At 40.1% G+C, this 18801-nt stretch carries 16 protein-coding genes and 2 pseudogenes; 10 read left to right on the top strand and 8 right to left on the bottom strand.

Translation table 11 applies throughout. From position 1 onward, the window contains the following. The first annotated feature begins 1 nt into the window (after position 1). The 7 genes from fpoN to MSWHS_RS16805 all read left to right on the top strand — a co-directional run bounded on the left by fpoN (position 2) and on the right by MSWHS_RS16805 (position 8432). Positions 2–1477, top strand: coding sequence for a F(420)H(2) dehydrogenase subunit N (gene fpoN, locus MSWHS_RS16835; RefSeq protein WP_048128273.1), 1476 nt, complete (start codon positions 2–4; stop codon positions 1475–1477). A gap of 13 nt (positions 1478–1490) precedes the next feature. Further along, positions 1491–1853, top strand: a complete 363-nt coding sequence (locus MSWHS_RS16830; protein WP_048128276.1) for a F420H2 dehydrogenase subunit FpoO — start codon at positions 1491–1493, stop codon at positions 1851–1853. A 548-nt stretch (positions 1854–2401) separates the two neighbouring features. Next, entirely contained in the window at positions 2402–6820 is a 4419-nt protein-coding gene (locus MSWHS_RS18665; protein ID WP_052722766.1) for a PKD domain-containing protein, read from the top strand. 152 nt (positions 6821–6972) lie between these two features. Next, the gene (locus MSWHS_RS16820; protein WP_048159458.1) at positions 6973–7212 is read left to right on the top strand and encodes an antitoxin VapB family protein; all 240 of its coding nucleotides are present in this window, start codon (positions 6973–6975) and stop codon (positions 7210–7212) included. After that, positions 7199–7591 carry a type II toxin-antitoxin system VapC family toxin gene (locus MSWHS_RS16815; RefSeq protein ID WP_048159456.1) on the top strand — a complete coding sequence of 131 codons (393 nt, stop codon included), beginning with the start codon at positions 7199–7201 and terminating at the stop codon, positions 7589–7591. The genes MSWHS_RS16820 and MSWHS_RS16815 overlap by 14 nt, the downstream gene beginning before the upstream one ends. Before the next feature lie 219 nt (positions 7592–7810). Continuing rightward, positions 7811–8056: a DUF433 domain-containing protein gene (locus tag MSWHS_RS16810; protein ID WP_048128285.1), complete on the top strand. Its 246-nt coding sequence runs from the start codon at positions 7811–7813 to the stop codon at positions 8054–8056. After that, positions 8031–8432: a DUF5615 family PIN-like protein gene (locus MSWHS_RS16805; protein WP_197073975.1), complete on the top strand. Its 402-nt coding sequence runs from the start codon at positions 8031–8033 to the stop codon at positions 8430–8432. Before MSWHS_RS16810 ends, MSWHS_RS16805 begins: the two co-directional genes overlap by 26 nt. 27 nt (positions 8433–8459) lie before the next feature. Here MSWHS_RS16805 and MSWHS_RS16800 read toward each other — a convergent pair whose 3' ends face one another. Both MSWHS_RS16800 and tnpA read right to left on the bottom strand, forming a co-directional pair. After that, positions 8460–8792: a nucleotidyltransferase family protein gene (locus MSWHS_RS16800; RefSeq protein ID WP_048128286.1), complete on the bottom strand. Its 333-nt coding sequence runs from the start codon at positions 8790–8792 to the stop codon at positions 8460–8462. A gap of 129 nt (positions 8793–8921) precedes the next feature. After that, positions 8922–9335 (bottom strand): IS200/IS605 family transposase, encoded by a 414-nt coding sequence (gene tnpA / locus MSWHS_RS16795; protein ID WP_048159455.1) that lies wholly within the window; start codon positions 9333–9335, stop codon positions 8922–8924. Positions 9336–9363: 28 nt separating this feature from the next. On the opposite strand from tnpA, the gene tnpB reads away from it, so the two are divergent. Both tnpB and MSWHS_RS16785 read left to right on the top strand, forming a co-directional pair. Then, positions 9364–10476: an IS200/IS605 family element RNA-guided endonuclease TnpB gene (tnpB, locus tag MSWHS_RS16790; protein ID WP_048128288.1), complete on the top strand. Its 1113-nt coding sequence runs from the start codon at positions 9364–9366 to the stop codon at positions 10474–10476. A 374-nt stretch (positions 10477–10850) separates the two neighbouring features. Next, positions 10851–12515 carry a nitrous oxide reductase family maturation protein NosD gene (locus MSWHS_RS16785; RefSeq protein WP_048130399.1) on the top strand — a complete coding sequence of 555 codons (1665 nt, stop codon included), beginning with the start codon at positions 10851–10853 and terminating at the stop codon, positions 12513–12515. Positions 12516–12615: 100 nt separating this feature from the next. Here MSWHS_RS16785 and MSWHS_RS20730 read toward each other — a convergent pair whose 3' ends face one another. From MSWHS_RS20730 to MSWHS_RS22485, 4 genes and pseudogenes are all read right to left on the bottom strand, one after another. After that, complete coding sequence (locus MSWHS_RS20730) at positions 12616–12723, bottom strand: MetS family NSS transporter small subunit (RefSeq protein WP_156148146.1); 108 nt, start codon at positions 12721–12723, stop codon at positions 12616–12618. A 1-nt stretch (position 12724) separates the two neighbouring features. After that, positions 12725–13906, bottom strand: a complete 1182-nt coding sequence (locus MSWHS_RS16780) for a sodium-dependent transporter (protein WP_255353737.1) — start codon at positions 13904–13906, stop codon at positions 12725–12727. A 21-nt stretch (positions 13907–13927) separates the two neighbouring features. Continuing rightward, on the bottom strand, positions 13928–14191 hold the full coding sequence (locus MSWHS_RS21100) for a hypothetical protein (RefSeq protein WP_231585753.1): 264 nt from the start codon (positions 14189–14191) through the stop codon (positions 13928–13930). 825 nt (positions 14192–15016) lie between these two features. Beyond that, positions 15017–15183, bottom strand: a pseudogene (locus tag MSWHS_RS22485) (IS630 family transposase); the annotation flags it as partial. A gap of 910 nt (positions 15184–16093) precedes the next feature. Between MSWHS_RS22485 and MSWHS_RS21820 the strand changes: the two are divergent. Next, a pseudogene (locus MSWHS_RS21820) lies at positions 16094–16657 on the top strand (disaggregatase related repeat-containing protein); the annotation flags it as partial. Positions 16658–16874: 217 nt separating this feature from the next. Here MSWHS_RS21820 and MSWHS_RS16770 read toward each other — a convergent pair. Both MSWHS_RS16770 and MSWHS_RS16765 read right to left on the bottom strand, forming a co-directional pair. Beyond that, on the bottom strand, positions 16875–17864 hold the full coding sequence (locus tag MSWHS_RS16770; protein ID WP_048159451.1) for a hypothetical protein: 990 nt from the start codon (positions 17862–17864) through the stop codon (positions 16875–16877). A gap of 565 nt (positions 17865–18429) precedes the next feature. Beyond that, on the bottom strand, positions 18430–18723 hold the full coding sequence (locus tag MSWHS_RS16765; RefSeq protein WP_048128298.1) for a hypothetical protein: 294 nt from the start codon (positions 18721–18723) through the stop codon (positions 18430–18432). Between the last annotated feature and the right edge of the window lie 78 nt (positions 18724–18801).

Genomic DNA, 18801 nt, shown 5'->3' with positions numbered 1-18801 from the left:
AATGAATGAATTAATGTATCTTGCACCTGAACTTATATTAGTTGCAACTGGACTGGTCGTACTCCTGGCCGGAGTTTTCCTTTCCCCCAAGTCCAAAAATGTACTGGGTTACCTGGCAACCCTGGGAATCCTTGCAGCTCTTGCTCTAACGGTTAAAAGCTTAGGGCTTTTGACAATGGAAGGCTTCCAGGTTGGATATTCGATTTATTCAGAAACTCTGAGTATCGATGCCCTTTCCCAGTTTTTCAAACTGGTCTTCCTGGTAGTTGCTCTGATCGTTTCGCTTGCTGCAATCAAGTACACTGAAAACAGTGAACACACAGAAGAGTTCTACACCCTGATGCTCTTTGCAACCTTCGGAATGATGGTTGTGGCATCGGCAAACGACCTTATCGTACTCTTCTGTGCCTTTGAGCTGGCAAGTCTTGCAACCTACGCTCTTGCAGGCTTTGAAAAGCAGAACGCAAAGTCCCTCGAAGGAGCCATGAAATACTTCGTGATCGGCTCAGTCTCTGCAGCGCTCATGCTCTTCGGGATTTCCTTTGTCTACGGAGCGACCGGCACTACCAGCATCCCTCTGATTGCTGCAAACACCGGCCTCCTGACACAAAACCCTATAGGGCTTGTCGCCGTCGTGCTGCTGATTGCAGGTTTTGGCTTCAAGATGGCTCTGGTCCCCTTCCATATGTGGGCTCCGGATACCTACCAGGGGTCCCCTTCAGTTGTTTCCGCCCTGCTTGCAGCCGGGTCCAAGAAAATGGGATTCGTGGCAGCCTTCAGGATTTTCATTGTGGCTCTTGCAGCCCTCCAGCCTGACTGGCAGCTTGCTTTCACCATCCTGGCAGTGGTAACAATGACCTTCGGAAACGTGATCGCAGTTGCTCAGACCAGCGTAAAAAGGATGCTTGCCTACTCCTCCCTGGCACAGGCAGGATACATTGCAATGGCTTTTGCCGTCATGACCCCGGTGGCTCTTACAGGCGGTATCATGTACGCCCTTGCCCATGCCTTTATGAAAGCAGGAGCTTTTATCGCAGCCGGAGTCGTTGTCTGGATGGTTACCTCGGAAAAGACAGGCAACCTCGATATCCCTGACCATCTTGACAGCTTCAGGGGCCTTGGGAAGAGAATGCCTCTCGCCGCCCTTTCCATGACGATATTCGTCTTTGCCCTTGCAGGCATCCCCCCAACTGCAGGTTTCATGGCCAAGTTCGTGCTCTTCTCCTCAACCATTCAGGCAGGCATGACCTGGCTTGCAGTGATTGCAATCCTGAACAGTGCCCTTTCACTGTTCTACTACGCACGGCTTGTGAAATACATGTACTTCATGCCCCCCGAGGGTAAAAAGGTCAGCATTCCTCTCCCATACGCAGCAGCCCTTCTGGTTGCAGTGGCAGGCGTACTGGCAATGGGTCTCTGGCCCGAACCCTTCGTGGAGATGGCTATGAAAGCAGCAATGGTACTATTACCATTATAAGGAGGTATGAGAAATGACAGATTGTGATCTTTGCGGGCGTGCAATCCCGACCGTCATCCCGGTCCGGGCTATCCGCCCCCTCCTCAAATTCGCTTACCCCAACGGGGTCTGGAAAGGACTCTGCGAGACCTGTCTCGATTCCGCCCAGAAAACTTACATAGAAGTAAACAAAAATCAGACTTCATGCAGAAAAGGTAAATGCGTCCTCTGCGGAGATAAAACCGGGGTTTTCTCTATGGAACTTCAAATTCCTGATTTCTCAAAAGGGATCGTAAAAAAAGATGTATATGTCTGCAACAGGTGCCTGAAAGCAGCCGATGAGGCTTATATCAGGCATAAGAAGGAACAGATCGAGCAGGAACACGCACATCATTAAGTAAATCGAAGCTGCTTTTTAAAGCGGCTTTATTTCTTTTCTTTTTTGTGGGTGCTTTCTTCTGGAGGTGCCTGCGGATTGATTTTTTGCTTCTTTTTTTCAACTGCTTTTTATATTCGATATTTGGCACCTCTTCATAAATTAAATTTAGTCATAACTATCCCTTCCAGATTTCTATGTGTTCATATCTCGATAAGCTAGTTTTTCCCCCGCATAATTTACATATTTTTTTCAAATACATTCTCATATTTTATCATATCTTAATTACAAAAAGAAATGTTTATCTGTCCTTATTTCTTTTTAACTTTGAATAATATTTTATTTATTATATATATCATGTACATATTTTTTATATATTTACTGTAGGCGGGGTTTGCAAAAGTATCATAATATAAAGGCGAGGTCGGGAAAGAAATCTGGTTCTATAGAGTTCACGGTTCAATGAGAAAAATAGGTACGGTTTTCGGGATGAATCTTGGATAAGAAAGTTTCAGTGAGTTATGGTTTGATTTGATTGAAAATAAAAAATTAGTTTATGGGGGTTTAAAATGAAAGAAATGAAACGTGATGAAACACGCAAAGGGCATGCCCTAATTAAAGTTTTGGGAATCGCGACACTGGCATTTTTAATGCTAGTTAGTATCGCTGGTGCAATGGCAGAATCTCAACACCCGATAGCGCCATTTGCATATGTATCGAACTTCGACGATAGCACTGTCTCTATAGTTGATATTTCTAAAAACACTGTCACTATGGTACCTGTAGGAAGCCATCCCGAGGGAATTGCAGCTACTCCAGACGGAACAAAAGTATATGTGGCAAATATCGACGATGACAGTGTTTCTGTAATTAGCACAGCAACAAATAAAGTTATAGCCACTATACCTGTAGGAAATACTCCTTGGGGAGTTGTAGCTAGTCCGAAAGGAGACAAGGTATATGTAACAAACATTGTCGATGATACCATCTCTGTAATTGACACAATGATAGACAAGGTTACAGCTACGTTGGATGTAGCATCTGATCCTACAGATATCGCAATCAGTCCAGATGGGGAGGAATTATATGTGCCGTATGGCAACACTATCGGTGAAATTAACCCGACACCAGGATATGAAGGAAATCCTGTGTCAACTGTGCCTCTCGGAGACAAAACTGATGGAATTATAGTTACCCCTAACGGTGATAAGATTTACATAACACATTCCGACAGCGATACTATATCTATAATTGATAGACGAGGAAATACAGTATCAACAATCACCAATATAGATTGTCCTACGGGAATTACAATTAATCCAGATGGGACCAGATTATATGTAGTGGGTGTGAATACGGGAGCCTTTAAACGCGTTTATATAATTAACACACAAACCGATTCCATTGTAACAGATATGGGTATGTCATATGCTGGAGATACAATTGCAGTAACTCCCGATGGATCAAAGATTTGTGTATTGAGTGGTAATGTTCCCGGAACATTTTATACAATAGATATATCAAATGAACCAGCTTGGACTACTTCAGAGCCAATAAATATAGGATCTTGGTCTCATAATATGGTAGTTGTTTATATTCCTGAACCAGAGCCATCCACTATAACAGTTGGTCAAGGTGCTACCACTCCAGAGATTACACAGAAGTTTATTGAAACCTGCGACCGAAACGGTGGATTAAGCGTATTAGGTAATCCAACTACGGAAGTACATTCTGCATTCGGGTTTGAAGTACAAGATTTCCCTGAAATGCCTGCAACTGCGGGTGGGGTAATCATGTACAACCCCAATAACAATACTGCATATTTTATTCATGGAGCAATTTGGGATAAATATTATGCTTATCCAGATGCAAATAAAACTAGATTAGGACATATCGCAAGCGATGAAAAAGTAGCGGCTGTATCACCCACTGGAACAGTTGGAAAATACAGTGAATTTGAAAATGGTCGCATTCATTGGATTAGCGATAAAGATGGAGAAAATGTAGGTCACTTGCAAAGGGGAGAATCATTTGTCACTTATGGAGAATTAGATGAATTATATACTGAGATGAAAGGAACATATAGTGATTTAGGTTTCCCAATTGCGGATCAGATAACAAACGCAGAGGGACATGATTACTGTGAATTCGAAGGCGGAAAAATTCAATGGAGTGACATTGCAAAAAGTTATGTGTATTTAAGTAACTCTCCGCTAACCATTGATACGAGTTATCGACCCAATCCGAATGGATATCAATTTGATAATTTTGATGGTAAAATACTCGGTAAAGTGCCATATCCATCCTTATCTTGGGAAATGTTCAGGTATACTTTCGGGTCTAATGTAGTCGATAATAGCGATCTAGCAAGGATATTTTATGACCAAGTATACTCTCTTGAAAATAATGGTGGCTGCTGTTTTGGCATGTCTACATCCAGTTTGGTTTTAAATCGAGAGAACCATAATAGCTGGGATCTTGGAAATGACATGAATGCTGCAATGCCAAGTTTAACGAGAATCCAAATACCAAATATTATAACAAAAATTTATGATTGGACCAATTATTATCAAGGAATGGATAAAAATCCTGCCGTTCAAGAAGAAGCTAACAGTTATGATGACTCAAACTCAGTTTATTTTGCAATAAAGAAACGCATGATGGATGACAACTGGAAAGACAATCCTTTAGTAATTGGATACAACTGGTGGACCGATGCTTATGTGGATCAGAATAATAACGGCAAATATGATATTGGCGAACCGTTTGCAGATATGGCAAAAAAGAGCAAGATTGGATCTGCTGGTCATGCTGTAGTTCCATATAAAATAATAGAATCACAAGACGGTAAATCTGCAAAAGTATATGTATATGATTCTAATAACCACGGCAAAGATAACCTGTATTTTGATTTTAACATAGTTCAGAATACAGTAACGCCTCTGATTGATGAAAGTACTGGCAATTTTGCAAACAATTTCCATGATAATTACAACATAATCAGGATTTCTGTCGTATCTTTAAAAAACATAGAACAGCCGCCTGCAGGAATACCGTCATTTGAAATTACATCGAATAATTTAGATTTGCTGTATACTGATGTGTTTGGGTATCAACTAGGACGCTTGAAACAGGAGAAGCAGGAGTTTGTAAGCAATATTGTAGGTGCTTTTAAAATCCGACCTTTTAATGGACAAGATGTTACCAACGAATATGCAGATATATATTTTATACCAGATAATATGAACCTTAAAAGGGAAATAATTGGTTTAAATGATAGCGTTGGTAACGTAAATATATTCAAAAAGAACGTCTTTATCTCTATTCAAGAGCAGGTTAACAGAGATTCTGTAGACACATTAAATATTCCAGCAGATGCGTCTAGTGTTGAATTCGTTTCGGGCAAAAATACTCCTTTTCTTAATCTAACACTTGAGAAAGAAAACACGGGTATTGCACGCAAAGTTATGGCTAATATTTCCCAGATTGAAACGGGAGGTTCTATTAACTTATCAAACAATAATGGAACAATCGTTGTACAAAATCATGGTCTGCCAAGAACATGCAGTTTGCATCTCGAACAGGTGGGGAGCAGTCCAAATTCGGATGACAGCATTAAGAATATTGTCATCGAAGGAAATTCAATTGTATTCATAAAACCTTCAAATTGGAACGATATCGCCAACTCAGAGGTCGTAATTGAACATGATGTAGGAAGTGACGGAACCGTTGATTCCACAGAAACTATTAGACCGAAAGATACCGTGCCTCCATCAACTGTTATGGGTCTCCAATCCACTACAGGTAATACTTGGATTAACTGGACTTGGATTAATCCAATAGACGTAAACTTCGACCACACTGAAATCTACCTGAACGGCACTTTCCAGACCAATATCTCTGCCGAATACTTCAACGCCACCGACCTCCAACCTGAAACAGATTATACTATCGGTACGCGCACGGTGGATATTCACGGGAATGTGAATGAGACGTGGGTCAACTTGACTGCAACAACCAGAAAAGCACCGATAATAGTTGAAGCAGGATCTGACCAGACAGTAGAGGAAGGAACCAGTGTAAACTTTGAAGGGAGCTTTACAGCTTCAGGGTCACATACCTATTCTTACCACTGGGACTTTGGAGACGGATCTATGGAAGATAGTTCCCTTACAACTTCCCATGCCTACGCCGACGATGGAATCTACACAGTCAACTTAACTGTAACTGATGAAGAAGGGGATTTAGGAAACGACACACTGCTGGTTACTGTAAATAACGCCATACCAGTTGTGGACTCAGGCTCTGATATTATAGTCACAGCTGGCGACCTCGTCTCCTTCTCCGGCACATTCTCAGACCCAGGCTGGCTTGACACCCATACCGCCGAATGGAACTTCGGGGAAGGAACTGTTGAAGCTGGCTCTGTTTCCGAAGAAAACGAGTCTCCGAATTCCACAGGCACGGTCTCAGGGAATTTCAGTTATTTCGATGCCGGAGAGTATACTGTATTCCTCAATGTCACAGACGACGACGGCGTAATCGGGCAGGACCAGCTAACGGTCACGGTTCTTCCGATTGTGGCAACAGTTGATTTCGACCCCGATACCCTGAACCTGGGCAGCGGTGGCAACTGGGTCACTGCGTACATCGAACTTCCTGATGGGTATGATGTCGCCGGAATCGATGCGTCCAGTGTGCTCCTGAATGATGCAGTTTCGGCAGTTACGGATCAGAAGTACGGCTTTGTCAAGGATAAAAGCGAATATCTGAAGGATCGGGATGGCGACGGGATTCCCGAGAGAATGCTCAAATTTGACCGGAAAACAGTTGAAGGCATCCTTAAAGCTGGAGATCAGGTAAAAGTCACCTTCGCGGGCAAAGTGGAGTATGAAAACGAGATCGACTCCGGTAAGGCAAGTTTTGAAGGGAGCGATGTAATAAAGGTGATTGAAAAAGGCAGCAAAAAGGGTAAAACGAAAAAATGAGCGTTATTTAAACGCATCTTTTTGATGCACAGTACTTTTTGACATAAAATGCGGGTTCAAGTAATCCGCATAAAGTCTATTTTTTAATTGGTTTTCTGATCATCCATTTTCCATTGAAACTCTTAAATACACATACATACACAGATATTATCATGCCAACCAGAACGATCAGCATAAGCGATGAAGCCTACGAGAAGCTAAAAAGCCTCAAAATCTCTGAAAAAGACAGCTTCTCCGACGTGATCATCAAATATTACCCTAAAAAAAGAAAGCTCTCGGAAGTGCTCGCAGAAATAGGCTCCAACCCCGAACTCGCCGATGCAATCGAAAAAGCTTCAAGGGACATGAGAACTGCAAAGATGAGGGAAGTTGATCTCGATGCCGGTATTTGATACTTCATTTATTGTGGACCTCTTAAGGGGAAAGCCGGAAGCCCATCAAAAACTGGCTGAAATGGAAGCCGAAGGAGTTTCTTTCAGCACGACCGAAATTAATGTCCTTGAACTGTACAGGGGAGCATACCTGTCCAGAAAGACGCACCAGAATCTGGAAGAAATCAAGAAGCTTCTGGAATGTTTTCAGGTATGGGAGCTTGAAGAATCAGTCTATGAAGTCTTTGCTTCCCTTTCTGCAAGTTTGCTCTCAAAAGGAAGAGCCATTGGGGCATTCGATGAACTCATAGCTGCTATAGTACTGTGTTATGATGAGAAAATAGTTACCAGAGATAACCATTTCAAAGAAGTGCCAGAACTTGAAGTTATAGGTTATTGATGTGTAGTTTAAAAAGCGATTTGTAAAGTCCAGATGCAGTTCCAAGCAGGTACTGACTATTTTTGGTGGATTCGGCTGCGGAGATAAAAGTGGTTTTTGCAGTTGATTATCTATTTTGGGTATTTTTTACTTCATGTCACTTTCTCTCCTGGACCGGATGATATCCCACCTTAAACCTAAAATACCTGACAGGCTCATATTCTAATCAGGTGCAATCTTATGACCTGGAGAGAACGTATCATTATTGACCCTGCAGTTCTTGCGGGCAAACCTGTAATCAAAGGCACACGCCTGGCAGTTGAGTTCGTTATCGACTTACTGGCTAAGGATTGGCCTGAATCTGAGATCCTGCGGAATTATCCAGGCCTTACACATGAAGATATTCAGGCTTGCCTTGGCTATGCAAGTGATTTGCTCAGGGCAGAAAAGGTATATCCACTTGAAATTTCTCAGGAAGGAACCTGATTATGGTTGGGATCTGATGCGGCTGCTGGCAAATGAAAATATTCCTCTGGATGCAGTGAAGGCTCTTCGAGTTGGCGGACACGAAGTTCTGTGGATAAGGGAAGAAGTTCCAGGAAGTACTGATATAGAAGTTATGGCACTGGCTCACAGGCAAGGACTTATTCTCATCACTTTCGACAAAGACTTCGGGGAACTGGCTTTCCGCACAACGCAGCCACTAGCGCGTGGAATAATTCTTTTTCGCATACCTATGATCTCTTCAACTTATATAGCGAAAGCCCTTGTAAAGGTGATAGGGTCGCGTGATGATTGGGGAGGACATTTTGCAGTCGTTGAAGAGGATAGGATAAGAATAAAGCCATTGAAAAGAGATTAAATGCCTTTTATGCTTGATAAAGCCCTCTTATAACTGCACAACCTCTTCAAGAATTATTTCTCCAATCCTGGGCTTCAGTGCATTTTTCATAACAAGATTGACCTTCACTCCCAGCATATCCGAAAGATCCTGTTTGAGCCCTATGAATTCAAAGAGGTCCGGTGTTTTAGAAAATTCTACCAGGACATCAAGGTCGCTATCTTCTTTCTGTTCCCCGCGGACGTAAGATCCGAAGATTCCCAGATAGCTGATGCTATATTTTTTTGAAAGCTCCGGAAGGTATTGCCGTAGAATTTTTGTGAAATATGCCGCATCTTTCGTTTTTTCGTCCGTTGGTACTGGAGTGGTTTTGACTGTCATGTGGCCTCCCAGGTTCTGGCTTTTAATTGTTATTAGCAAAAGTATTCCTAATATACTTTTATGTTCAGTATTTATATGAAGAAGCGTAAAACCCCTGAGTCTTTAGCTCAGGGGATATAAGCGTCAACTTCAACCCTGATTCCGTATGTAATATTCTGCCGCCTCTTTACTCACATTTCCGATAGTAGACGCAAAATAACCATCACTCCATAACGTATTCTCACCCCAATAATACTTTTTCAGATATTCTTTTTGAGTTTTCCATAACCTGTTAGTATATTCTTGTTTCAATTTTCTGACAATTGACAAAACGCTAACTTTCGGCTCACTCTTGATCAAGAAATGAATATGGTCTTTGTCAGTTTCCATTTCAAGGATTTCAAAGTTAGACTCTTTTGAAATGTCAATCATAATCTGTTTGAGTTCTTCGCTAATTGGTTCAAGTATGACTTTTCGGTATTTGCAAACAAAAATAACATGATACATTAACAAAAATTTGCTATGATTCCGTGTTTCATACTTCGTATTTACCAAAAAGTACATGTGTTGTTAAAGCATATAATGCCTTTGTATGATGCAAGCGTTCAAATTTAGACTCTATCCTACAACTACACAAGCTATTCAATTGAATCAGCATATAGGTAGCTGTAGATTTGTCTATAATTGGGCACTTGACCAGAAAATTAAAACTTATGAGCAGACAGGGGAATCAATTTCCAGATTTGACTTAAACAAATTAATTCCTATTCTAAAGGCTTCTAATGAGTGGTTAGGAGAAGTTAACTCTCAATCATTACAGGGGATGACTAAGCAGGTTGAATCCGCTTTCACTAGATTCTTTAGAGAGAAAACAGGGTTTCCAAAGTTCAAATCAAAAAAGAATCCGATACAGTCTTTCCCTGTACCTCAACACTACACTGTAAACTTTGAAAATAATACTATCAAGCTTCCTAAAATAGAACCAATTAAAGCAGTTCTTCACAGGAAGTTTGAAGGAGAGCCTAAAACGGCTACGGTATCAAGGACATGTAAAGGACATTACTACATCAGTATCCTTGTTGAAGATGGAAAAGAACTTCCAGTAAAGGAAGCTTTTACAGAATCAACAACAGTAGGAATTGATGTAGGTATCAAAGACTTTGCTGTCCTTTCAACAGGAGAAAAGGTTGAGAATCCAAAGTACTTGAAAAACTCTCTTAAAAGGCTCAAAGTATTACAGAAAAGAGTCTCAAGGAAACAGAAAGGCTCTAAGAACAGGGCAAAAGCTAAACGAAGACTTGCTGTACTCCATGACAAAATAACAAATCAGAGAAATGACTTCCAGAACAAACTCTCTTTTAGACTTGTTAGCGAAAACCAAGCTGTAGCTCTGGAAACTCTAAATGTTAAAGGCATGGTTAAGAATCATCACTTAACACAGGCTATAAGTGATTCTGCGTGGAGTAGTTTTGTAACAAAGTTGGAATATAAGGCTCAATGGTTTGGAAAAACCGTCCTGAGAATAGGACAATTTGAACCCTCTTCTAAGCTATGTAGTGTGTGTGGATACCACAATAAAGAGCTTCAGCTAAAAGACAGAGAATGGATTTGTCCAGACTGTAAAACCAAACACCATAGAGACATTAATGCCGCTATCAATATCAAAAAATTCGCTCTCATAGATCAGAATCTAATTGGATTATGACACCGTAGGGACTACGGGGATGAGCTTGGGGACTTGCCCTCAATAGAGGGAGGATGAACCAAGAAGCCACTCAGTCTTTAGCTGAGTGATAGTTCACAAGTAAGTCTTGATCATGTATGTTTCCTGCGCTGAGCAATTCTTTTTCTTCTCAGTTGGAATATATCAAGATTGGTCGCCTGTTTTTTCATGTAAAATCAAAGAAACAGTTAATATATATAGTAATGAATTTGATAGTATATTAATAAATAATAGTTTTATGCACGGGAACTGTTGGTTCAAAATTAAGACAATCCTGAGCTTGCGGGGCTGTGCAAAAATACCGGGGTGGGGTAGTTCTGAAAATTATACTTATCGGAGATTGTATTACCAGGCTGATGAGTGCAACGCTAGCTATTGCTTTGCTTCTGGTTTCTGCAGGCGTTGGAAGTGCAGATGTTATTTATGTGGAGCCCGGAGCTTCAATTCAGGCTGCTATCAATAACTCAACGACCGGGGATTTTGTAATTGTGAAAGCCGGGGACTATGAGGAAAATATCATTGTCAATGTTTCAGGGGTAACGGTCACTTCGGAACCTGAGAGCCCTGAAGGTGTACTTATCAGGTCAGGGGATGAAAATTCCAGCGTATTTCAGGTTAAAGCAGATAATGTAACCATCAGCGGCTTTAACATAACAGGCTCAGGAGAAATTTTTAGTGCCCGTGAAGCTTCGGGTTTCATAAACTCTTTTATCTCGAAAAGTTCGGGAAGACTTAACGGGACTTCGGGAATGGAAGCCAGGCAGGCTTACGATTCCGGGGAAAGAGAGATATTTGTCACCAGATGGAACGGGGCTGGTTGTCCTTCAGCAGGGATTTGCCTTGAAAACGCTATAAACTGCACAATCGAAAGAAACAACATTTTCAAAAACCGCTATGGAGTTTATCTGCAGGGCTCCATGAACAATACAATCTCGGAGAATACCTACTTCCACAATGGTATCTGGCTTGATGAAGGGTGCAGCCGGAACATGTTGATAAATAATACTATTGATGAGGGTTACATCACCATTGGAGCGCACTGCTGGGACAATATAATGTTCCAGAACAGGCTCTCAAACGGCGGAGGGATAAGCATTGCCTGCTGCGGAGGAGGCAATCTTGTTTCAAAGAATGAGGTCCGAAATTGCAGTAACGGAATTGATATGTATGACACTCAGGCAAGGACCGTCCTTCGTGATAACCTGATTACGGACTGCGAAAACGGGATCTACCTGATTTTCGTCTTTGATGCCAGAGTGTATAATAACACAATTTCAAACAGCAGCAAGGGCATCTATTTAAGAGAGGAAAGCCACAACAACGAACTGTTCAACAATATGATAACTTCCAGTAACGAATCAGGTATCCTGCTGGACTCCAGTACTGACAACCGTATCTATAATAATTACTTTAACAACAGTGTAAATGTGAAGGCTGAAAACAGTGAAGGAAACAACTGGAACACTACACAAACGTCAGGAACGAATATCATGGAAGGCCCATACCTGAGTGGAAATTTCTGGGCTGACCTTAATGGAACCGGGTTTTCTCAGACCGCTGAGGATTCGGACTCGGACGGGATCTGCGACCTGCCTTATAACGTTAACGGAAGCGATTTTGACTATCTCCCGCTTGCCGAACCCCCTTATATACCCGGGGTGGACCTTAAAGTAATAATCGGGACATCTGAAGCAAATAAGACATCTGATGTTTCCATAGAACTTGACCGGAGCAACCTGGATTTTGGGACCCTGCTTCCCGGGCAGGCCAGTAACCCTCAGGTCTTGAATATAAGAAACACAGGAAAAAGCAATGTGAAAGTTACGGCTGAGATTGGAGCTTCTTCAGATTCTGTTTTTTCCGAAGGTATCTATCTTTCCTCTCATTTCTGGCCTGATTTCTCAGAAGTAATTGCAAACAGTACCGGTAAAGATGTTGAAGTCGTGCTTAACATTCCGGCAAACTATTCAGAAAACGGTATGATTAAAGGGTCCCTTGTCTTCCGGGCTGAGAAGGTTTGAGAGGTTTACTCTCTTTTCTTCTCAATTTCTTATTTCAAAACCATTACTTCACTTTAATTCTTTTAACTTCTTCACCTTTCTCTTCAGGGCATCCTTTTTCTCAGGGCATCCTTTTTCTCAGGGCTATACTCAGGCAAAACCCCAGCCCTCCGTAAAGGATTGTGAACCCGAAAACAGCCATCAGAAAGCTGCCTGTTGAGAGCATCATTTTACTCCACCTCCTTATTGATAAAAGGCATAAGGAAAGAGATAAGAATTCCAAGGACAATTACTCCGGCTCCGATCATCAGGGCTGCAGTATCATAACCTTCATAGGGTGTAACCAGGTTTGACCGGGTCTCTATGTAAACAATATACAGAAGGATAACCGGAATTACCACTTTTATGCAGATGTCCCACCAGGTTCCAGCCCTGATATCCGAATAATTATTGACCCATTCTCTTGTCTTATCTGCACCATAGATCCAGCCGATTGCAATGGTTTCGAGAATTCCCACTATAATTAGTCCATAGGTATTGATAAAGTGGTCTATGATATCAAGCCAGTAAATCCCTGCCTTGGTCGCATAGATCAGGCTGAAGAGCAGTCCAAAACCGATAGTTAGGTCAACTGCCCTGCTCCTTTTCATCTCAAATTTGTCCATTATTGATGAGGCAAATGCTTCCACAAGGGAAATGAGGGAAGAAAGGGCTGCAATAACGATGCACAGGAAAAAAGTAACTGCAGTAAGGACTTTTAATCCGGGGAGCATGTTGAGAGCTTCTGGTAGTACCACAAAGGCAAGGCCTATACTCTGGGCCACTACTTCTTCAATTCCGAGCCCTTTGGCATAGGCCATGTAACCGAGAGTCCCGAAAATCGCAAAGCCCATTGTGAAACTGAAAGCCCCGTCTGCAAGGCTGACAATGAAAGCGTTGTTTACGATATCACTCTTTTTTGGAAGATAGCTTGAGTAAGTAATCATTATTGCCATGCCAAGACTCAGGCTGTAAAACGCCTGTCCATAAGCTGCCTGCCAGACCGTTATGTCCGTGAGTTTGCTGAAGTCCGGCTTCAGGTACCATTCTAGTCCATTGATTGAACCTTCAAGGGTTATTGCTCTGAATACGAGTACGATTAAAAGAACCCAGAGAAGAGGAATAAAGATTTTACTTGACCTCTCAATTCCCGCCTGCACACCTTTTTTTTCGACTACCCAGATAATCAGCCAGGTAGCCAGCAGCCCTATAAAGACCGGATAGGAAAAGTTCCCCAAATTCCAGGGAGAATCGGAAACATGTAACAGTTCGTTATTGAAAAAGGTTCCCGTGTCCGCACCCCAACCGAGTGTAAACGCTTTTAAAAGGTAGACAAGGCTCCAGCCCACTATTACAGAGTAATAAGTCGTAATTATAAAGCTGGCAATTACACCCTACCAGCCTATCCACTCGAAACTTTTATTTGCCTTTTTAAGTGACAGGGGAGCTGAGCCGAGAAACTTGCTTCCAAGTCCGAACTCAAGTATCATAAGAGGAATACCAGCAGTCAGAAGAGCGACAAAATAAGGGATCAAGAAAGCTCCTCCTCCGTTTTCATATGCCACATAGCTGAACCTCCAGATGTTTCCGAGGCCGACTGCAGAACCTATTGCTGCAAGAATAAATCCAACTCTGGTGTTCCAGACTTCTCTCACCACCAAAAATCACATCCTATAAGCTTTTTTTTAATATCACACCTGGAGCAGGGAAGGTTAAAAAGATTAATCGACAAGATAACTGCAAATGAATAAAAAGGACCTTATTCATTCGGTAGACTCACAGCTACTGCCATAAACATAACCTTAAACTATCTGTTCCAACCGACATTCCACAAATGTCCACAAAAATAAAATTATTTTTATTCCATATATAACTGTTCAATAATAATTGAAAGTTGTTATGGCAAATTCGTTGATTCTTAAACACAGCACAAACCGAATTTTTCACTATGCCCATATTTTGAAGAGGAGCATATCGGGTTTACCAAGTTCCATACTACAAATAATGTGAATACCTTAGAAGCCACCTATAAAACGAGAATCATATGTCCACTTGCCATAATGTCCACAGACCCATTACAACCTGATACTGTACCTTTTGGTTAAAGCGTATCAACATGTTTTCGCTTATTCGACTTCACGATTTTTACGACGGTTCACTTCACGTTCTTCATAGCATTCTTATCCTAACCAATTGTCAAAGTCAAGCTCCTTGATTTCTTGTATTGTCTTGAGAGCTTCGCACACAAACGTTACCATTTATGCATTATACTTCAAATACTAATAATAAAACAAATGAGAATATCTAAATAGTAAAAGTACATATTTTAGCTGTAAAAGTCTTCTTTAAGAGGACATCGTGACTATTAGCTATCTGGAGCGAGCAGTAGGGCGATGAAAACTCCTATGACCAGTTTAAGGTATTTATCCTGAAGCATATTTTTATTTTTTCATATGTTTTTTTATAATATTGTAATCTACTTATAACTCTCTTGAGATCTCAGTGTCGTTTTTTCCATGATAGCTTAAAAGTATGATTTTTGATCTTTCGACAATGCTTGCTGCTTGATTTCTAGAGCGGCTAAGCTTGATAAGATAGTCTAAATCTTTTTGAGTGAATGATAATTGGGGCGACGGCTTATACGAGGCATAAGGTAGTTTAAAGGTAGTTTATTGAATGATTAATATAATTATTTTATGGATTTATATTAGAATCTATGCACTGGCTTGCGACACTTCAAGCAACATTAAAGCTAAAGCTTACCTCTATTTTTGCTATTATTAACTTTGACTTTGTCCCAGCAGTTAATATTCTATCAGCGCTACCACGAGCACAATTCTAACGTTGACAAAATATCATCTTAAACCGGATGCGTGGCAACAATATCGATAATTCAGATTTAGGAACTATTCAACCACCAAATAATCAACATCAAGAGCCTTAATAGAAAACGTCGAACAAGATTCCATATGATTACCTAAACTTGAGATAATGAAAATGATCTCAGCTTATAAATGTAAATTCTACAGGATTTACGGTATTCCTTCATCAATCTTAAAAGAAAAGATGAACCACTGAAAAACCTACAAACGGAAAGAAAGGAATTAAGGGATAATTTTCTGCGTTTTCTTTGTTTTCCATGATTATGAAAAATTGAGTAACTAAGTGTGGATATTTTCATTTTAACTAAATTTATTTTTTTAAATAGAAATTAATTAGTGAGTTTACTATAACATTGGAGCAGGAAAATGGATACAATTCTACTTTTTGGGTTTATATTAACATTTTTTGGTATAGTTTACCTTTTACTTAAAGGGACAGGTAAAATTTCAGATAAAGATACCGATATTCAAATTATGAACTTCAGATTAAAAGGAAGTTCAGGCATAATTGTTGTTGTATTAGGGGTTTTACTTATTGTATTAGGAGCTGGTTTGCTACCTGGCACAAATACTAATAATACACCCGATACAAAATTTGATACTCCTGTTGACATAAATAATGGCAACAGGACACCTGTAGATGTTGTTTTCAAATTTGAGGATATAGTTCCCGAAATAGAAGTATCTGACAACCGTTTGCGTGAAGCTTCTCCTAACACTGTCTACAAGAGTTCACCCTATATTGACGTCGGTGGAGAAAATAGCTTCAGGTGGAGGGATGTAATGGGATTTGACCTGAGCGAATACAGCAGTGATACTTCTATCAAAAATGCAGCCCTTTCACTCTACTGGTATTATCCAGCAGGAAAAACAAGACCTGAGGATACCATTATTGAGGTTTACAGACCTGCTTCCACATGGAACTCAGACTACATAAGCTGGAATAAAAAGGACAAAGATGTTTCATGGAAAAATCCTGGAGGAGACTGGTATGATAAAAATGGTGTTCCTCAGGGCAGCACTCCATATGCTACAATAACTATTGAAGGCAGCAATCTCCCTGACAACAGGTATTACGAGCTTGATGTAACCGATCTCGTAAAAGAGTACACCAGTGGGAAGTATGAAAACACGGGATTTCTGATAAAAGCCCGTACAGAGAGCAATAACTATATTGCATTCTATAGCAGTGACTGCGGAAACGAAGATCAAGAGCCAAAACTTCAACTGGTATACAGCTAAAGGAATAAATGTTTTTTTAGGAGGGGTTCTGAAATTCTGGTTATAGGAAATGTTAATTTCTTAATGCTTGCTTTTCGGAAAAGCCTTCTATTTTTTAGTATTTTATACAATTTCTATGCATTCCAAAATTTAAAATTCAGATGTTTTTAAATAAAATTTTGTGGTGGGTGTCCACCATGCCCCCTGATCTCGTATTCCTTATTGTAAGAGTTTCGGGTTAGGCTGCAAGGTCATATAAATAGATACCATTGTCAGTCGCACCATTAACATAGTTCTTATCTATTCCCCATACAACAGTGTTATTGTATACTTCTGGTGTCGTATAAACTTCTTTAGGATAGTTATATACCAGTGTGCTTTGTCCTGTAGTTATGTTATATACATATACTCCGGGCTTGCCTTCATAATCGTCAACAGCTTTATTGTATACAATCTTATCATTCTGTATGGCGATGTGTGTCCCTGTACTGGCCCCGTATTCATTTCCATTTGGATCGGTGTCAAGTGGATGTGTGACATCTATGGTTTTATTTGTTGACGTGTTATATACCACAATATATCCCTGATGGTTATATGCGTCAGACCAGATGACTTTAGTGCCCCATATACGCGGTATGTTCGGATCTCCATATGAAGCGACAGTTACTTTTTCCTTCGTATCGATGTCGTACATTCTGATTGTTATATCCACTTTCGGATCTTCTGAATATGAGTAATACACCACTTTTGTGTTATATATATCAGGATTACTGCCGTTCCCTATTTTTGTCTGTGTGGATGTAGATATGTTCCTCAGATACACACTATCATTTGCACTCCAGACGATTCTGTTGCCGTAAATAGCAGGTTTGCTAAATTGGTCTACATTCTGTGTGATGTAACTTTTTGTGGCTGTTGGTATATCGTATACAGCAAGCCTTGGTGTTCCACTGCTTTCATCACGCCACACTAACTTGTTGTCGTAAATATCCGGACTGGATGCCCCAGAAGAACTAAACGTAGTGTCTGTTCTGTTGTTCATGTCGTATAGATGAATAACAACCCCATTTGCCCATACTACCTTGTTACCATAAACAGCAGGATCATATCCAGTGCCAATTTTCGTAACTTGAGCCGCTGAAGCTGCGACTGAGATTAATATCAAAAAAACAAAAACCAGGAATACTGAAGCTGAAGCTGTAGAACATAACTTCCCCTTATTTATCATTTATTTCCCCCAGGTAGCTTTATTTTTCAAAGTTAATGTACATTTTATAATTCGGATATTTTTCAGGTTATGTGATAATATCTGAATCCTTTTATTACTAAAGTCACATTAATCCAAACCTGGACTATTTGCCCAAACAATTATGTGATAAATTAGTAAAGATACTAAGTAATTATATAATTTATATAATTATGTGAATAAAATATTTTCGAACCTTTGTTACATATCAATTTTTATTAATAAGTAAATATTCAACCTGGGAAAAACAACATCAATAGCCATCTGTATTAAGATTCAATAAGCAAATTTCTGGGAATTGATTTTATTTGATTGTTGACTATTGATTGCGTTTTTTCAATAACCATTGGTTAGTAATCAGACATATCGGTTTCATCAAAATCGATATCATTCAACTGATTTTGGCAGGCTGAATAGTTACATTAATAATTATAATTACAGACTTCAATTCGATATCAAAAATTGCTTTAAGACCTGAGGTAAATGGAAAATTAAAAAAACAGCAATATCTCAGAAACATCATTATCAAGATGCACAACATTGCACATCAGGCGGTAGGCTCTCTCATTACAGAAAATACGGTTATATCTTCATTGTTTTTGTCATAGAAGATGATTTCGTCATATTTGTGGTCACTGGATTCATTAAGTTCGATACCTACCGAAATTTCATCATTTTCGTCTCGCATGAACCACCCTGTAAGCTCAACGCTGACTAAATCTTCTAAATGGTTTAATATAACCCTATCGTTTCCCCAATTTTCTTTCAAAAATTTAAAAAGTTGATCGAAAACTTTGGTATTTCGATACACTCCAAAATCATCTAACTCAAATTCTACCATGTTATATCCCCTTCTAACGTATTGAGATGATTAATGTGAACTACCCCTAAACTAAAGACTTACAGCTTCTCATTTCAT

Source organism: Methanosarcina sp. WWM596, from assembly GCF_000969965.1.
Lineage (GTDB): Archaea > Halobacteriota > Methanosarcinia > Methanosarcinales > Methanosarcinaceae > Methanosarcina.
The sequence above is the reverse complement of the archived record's forward strand: the minus strand, read 5'-3'. Positions and strand labels throughout refer to the sequence as shown.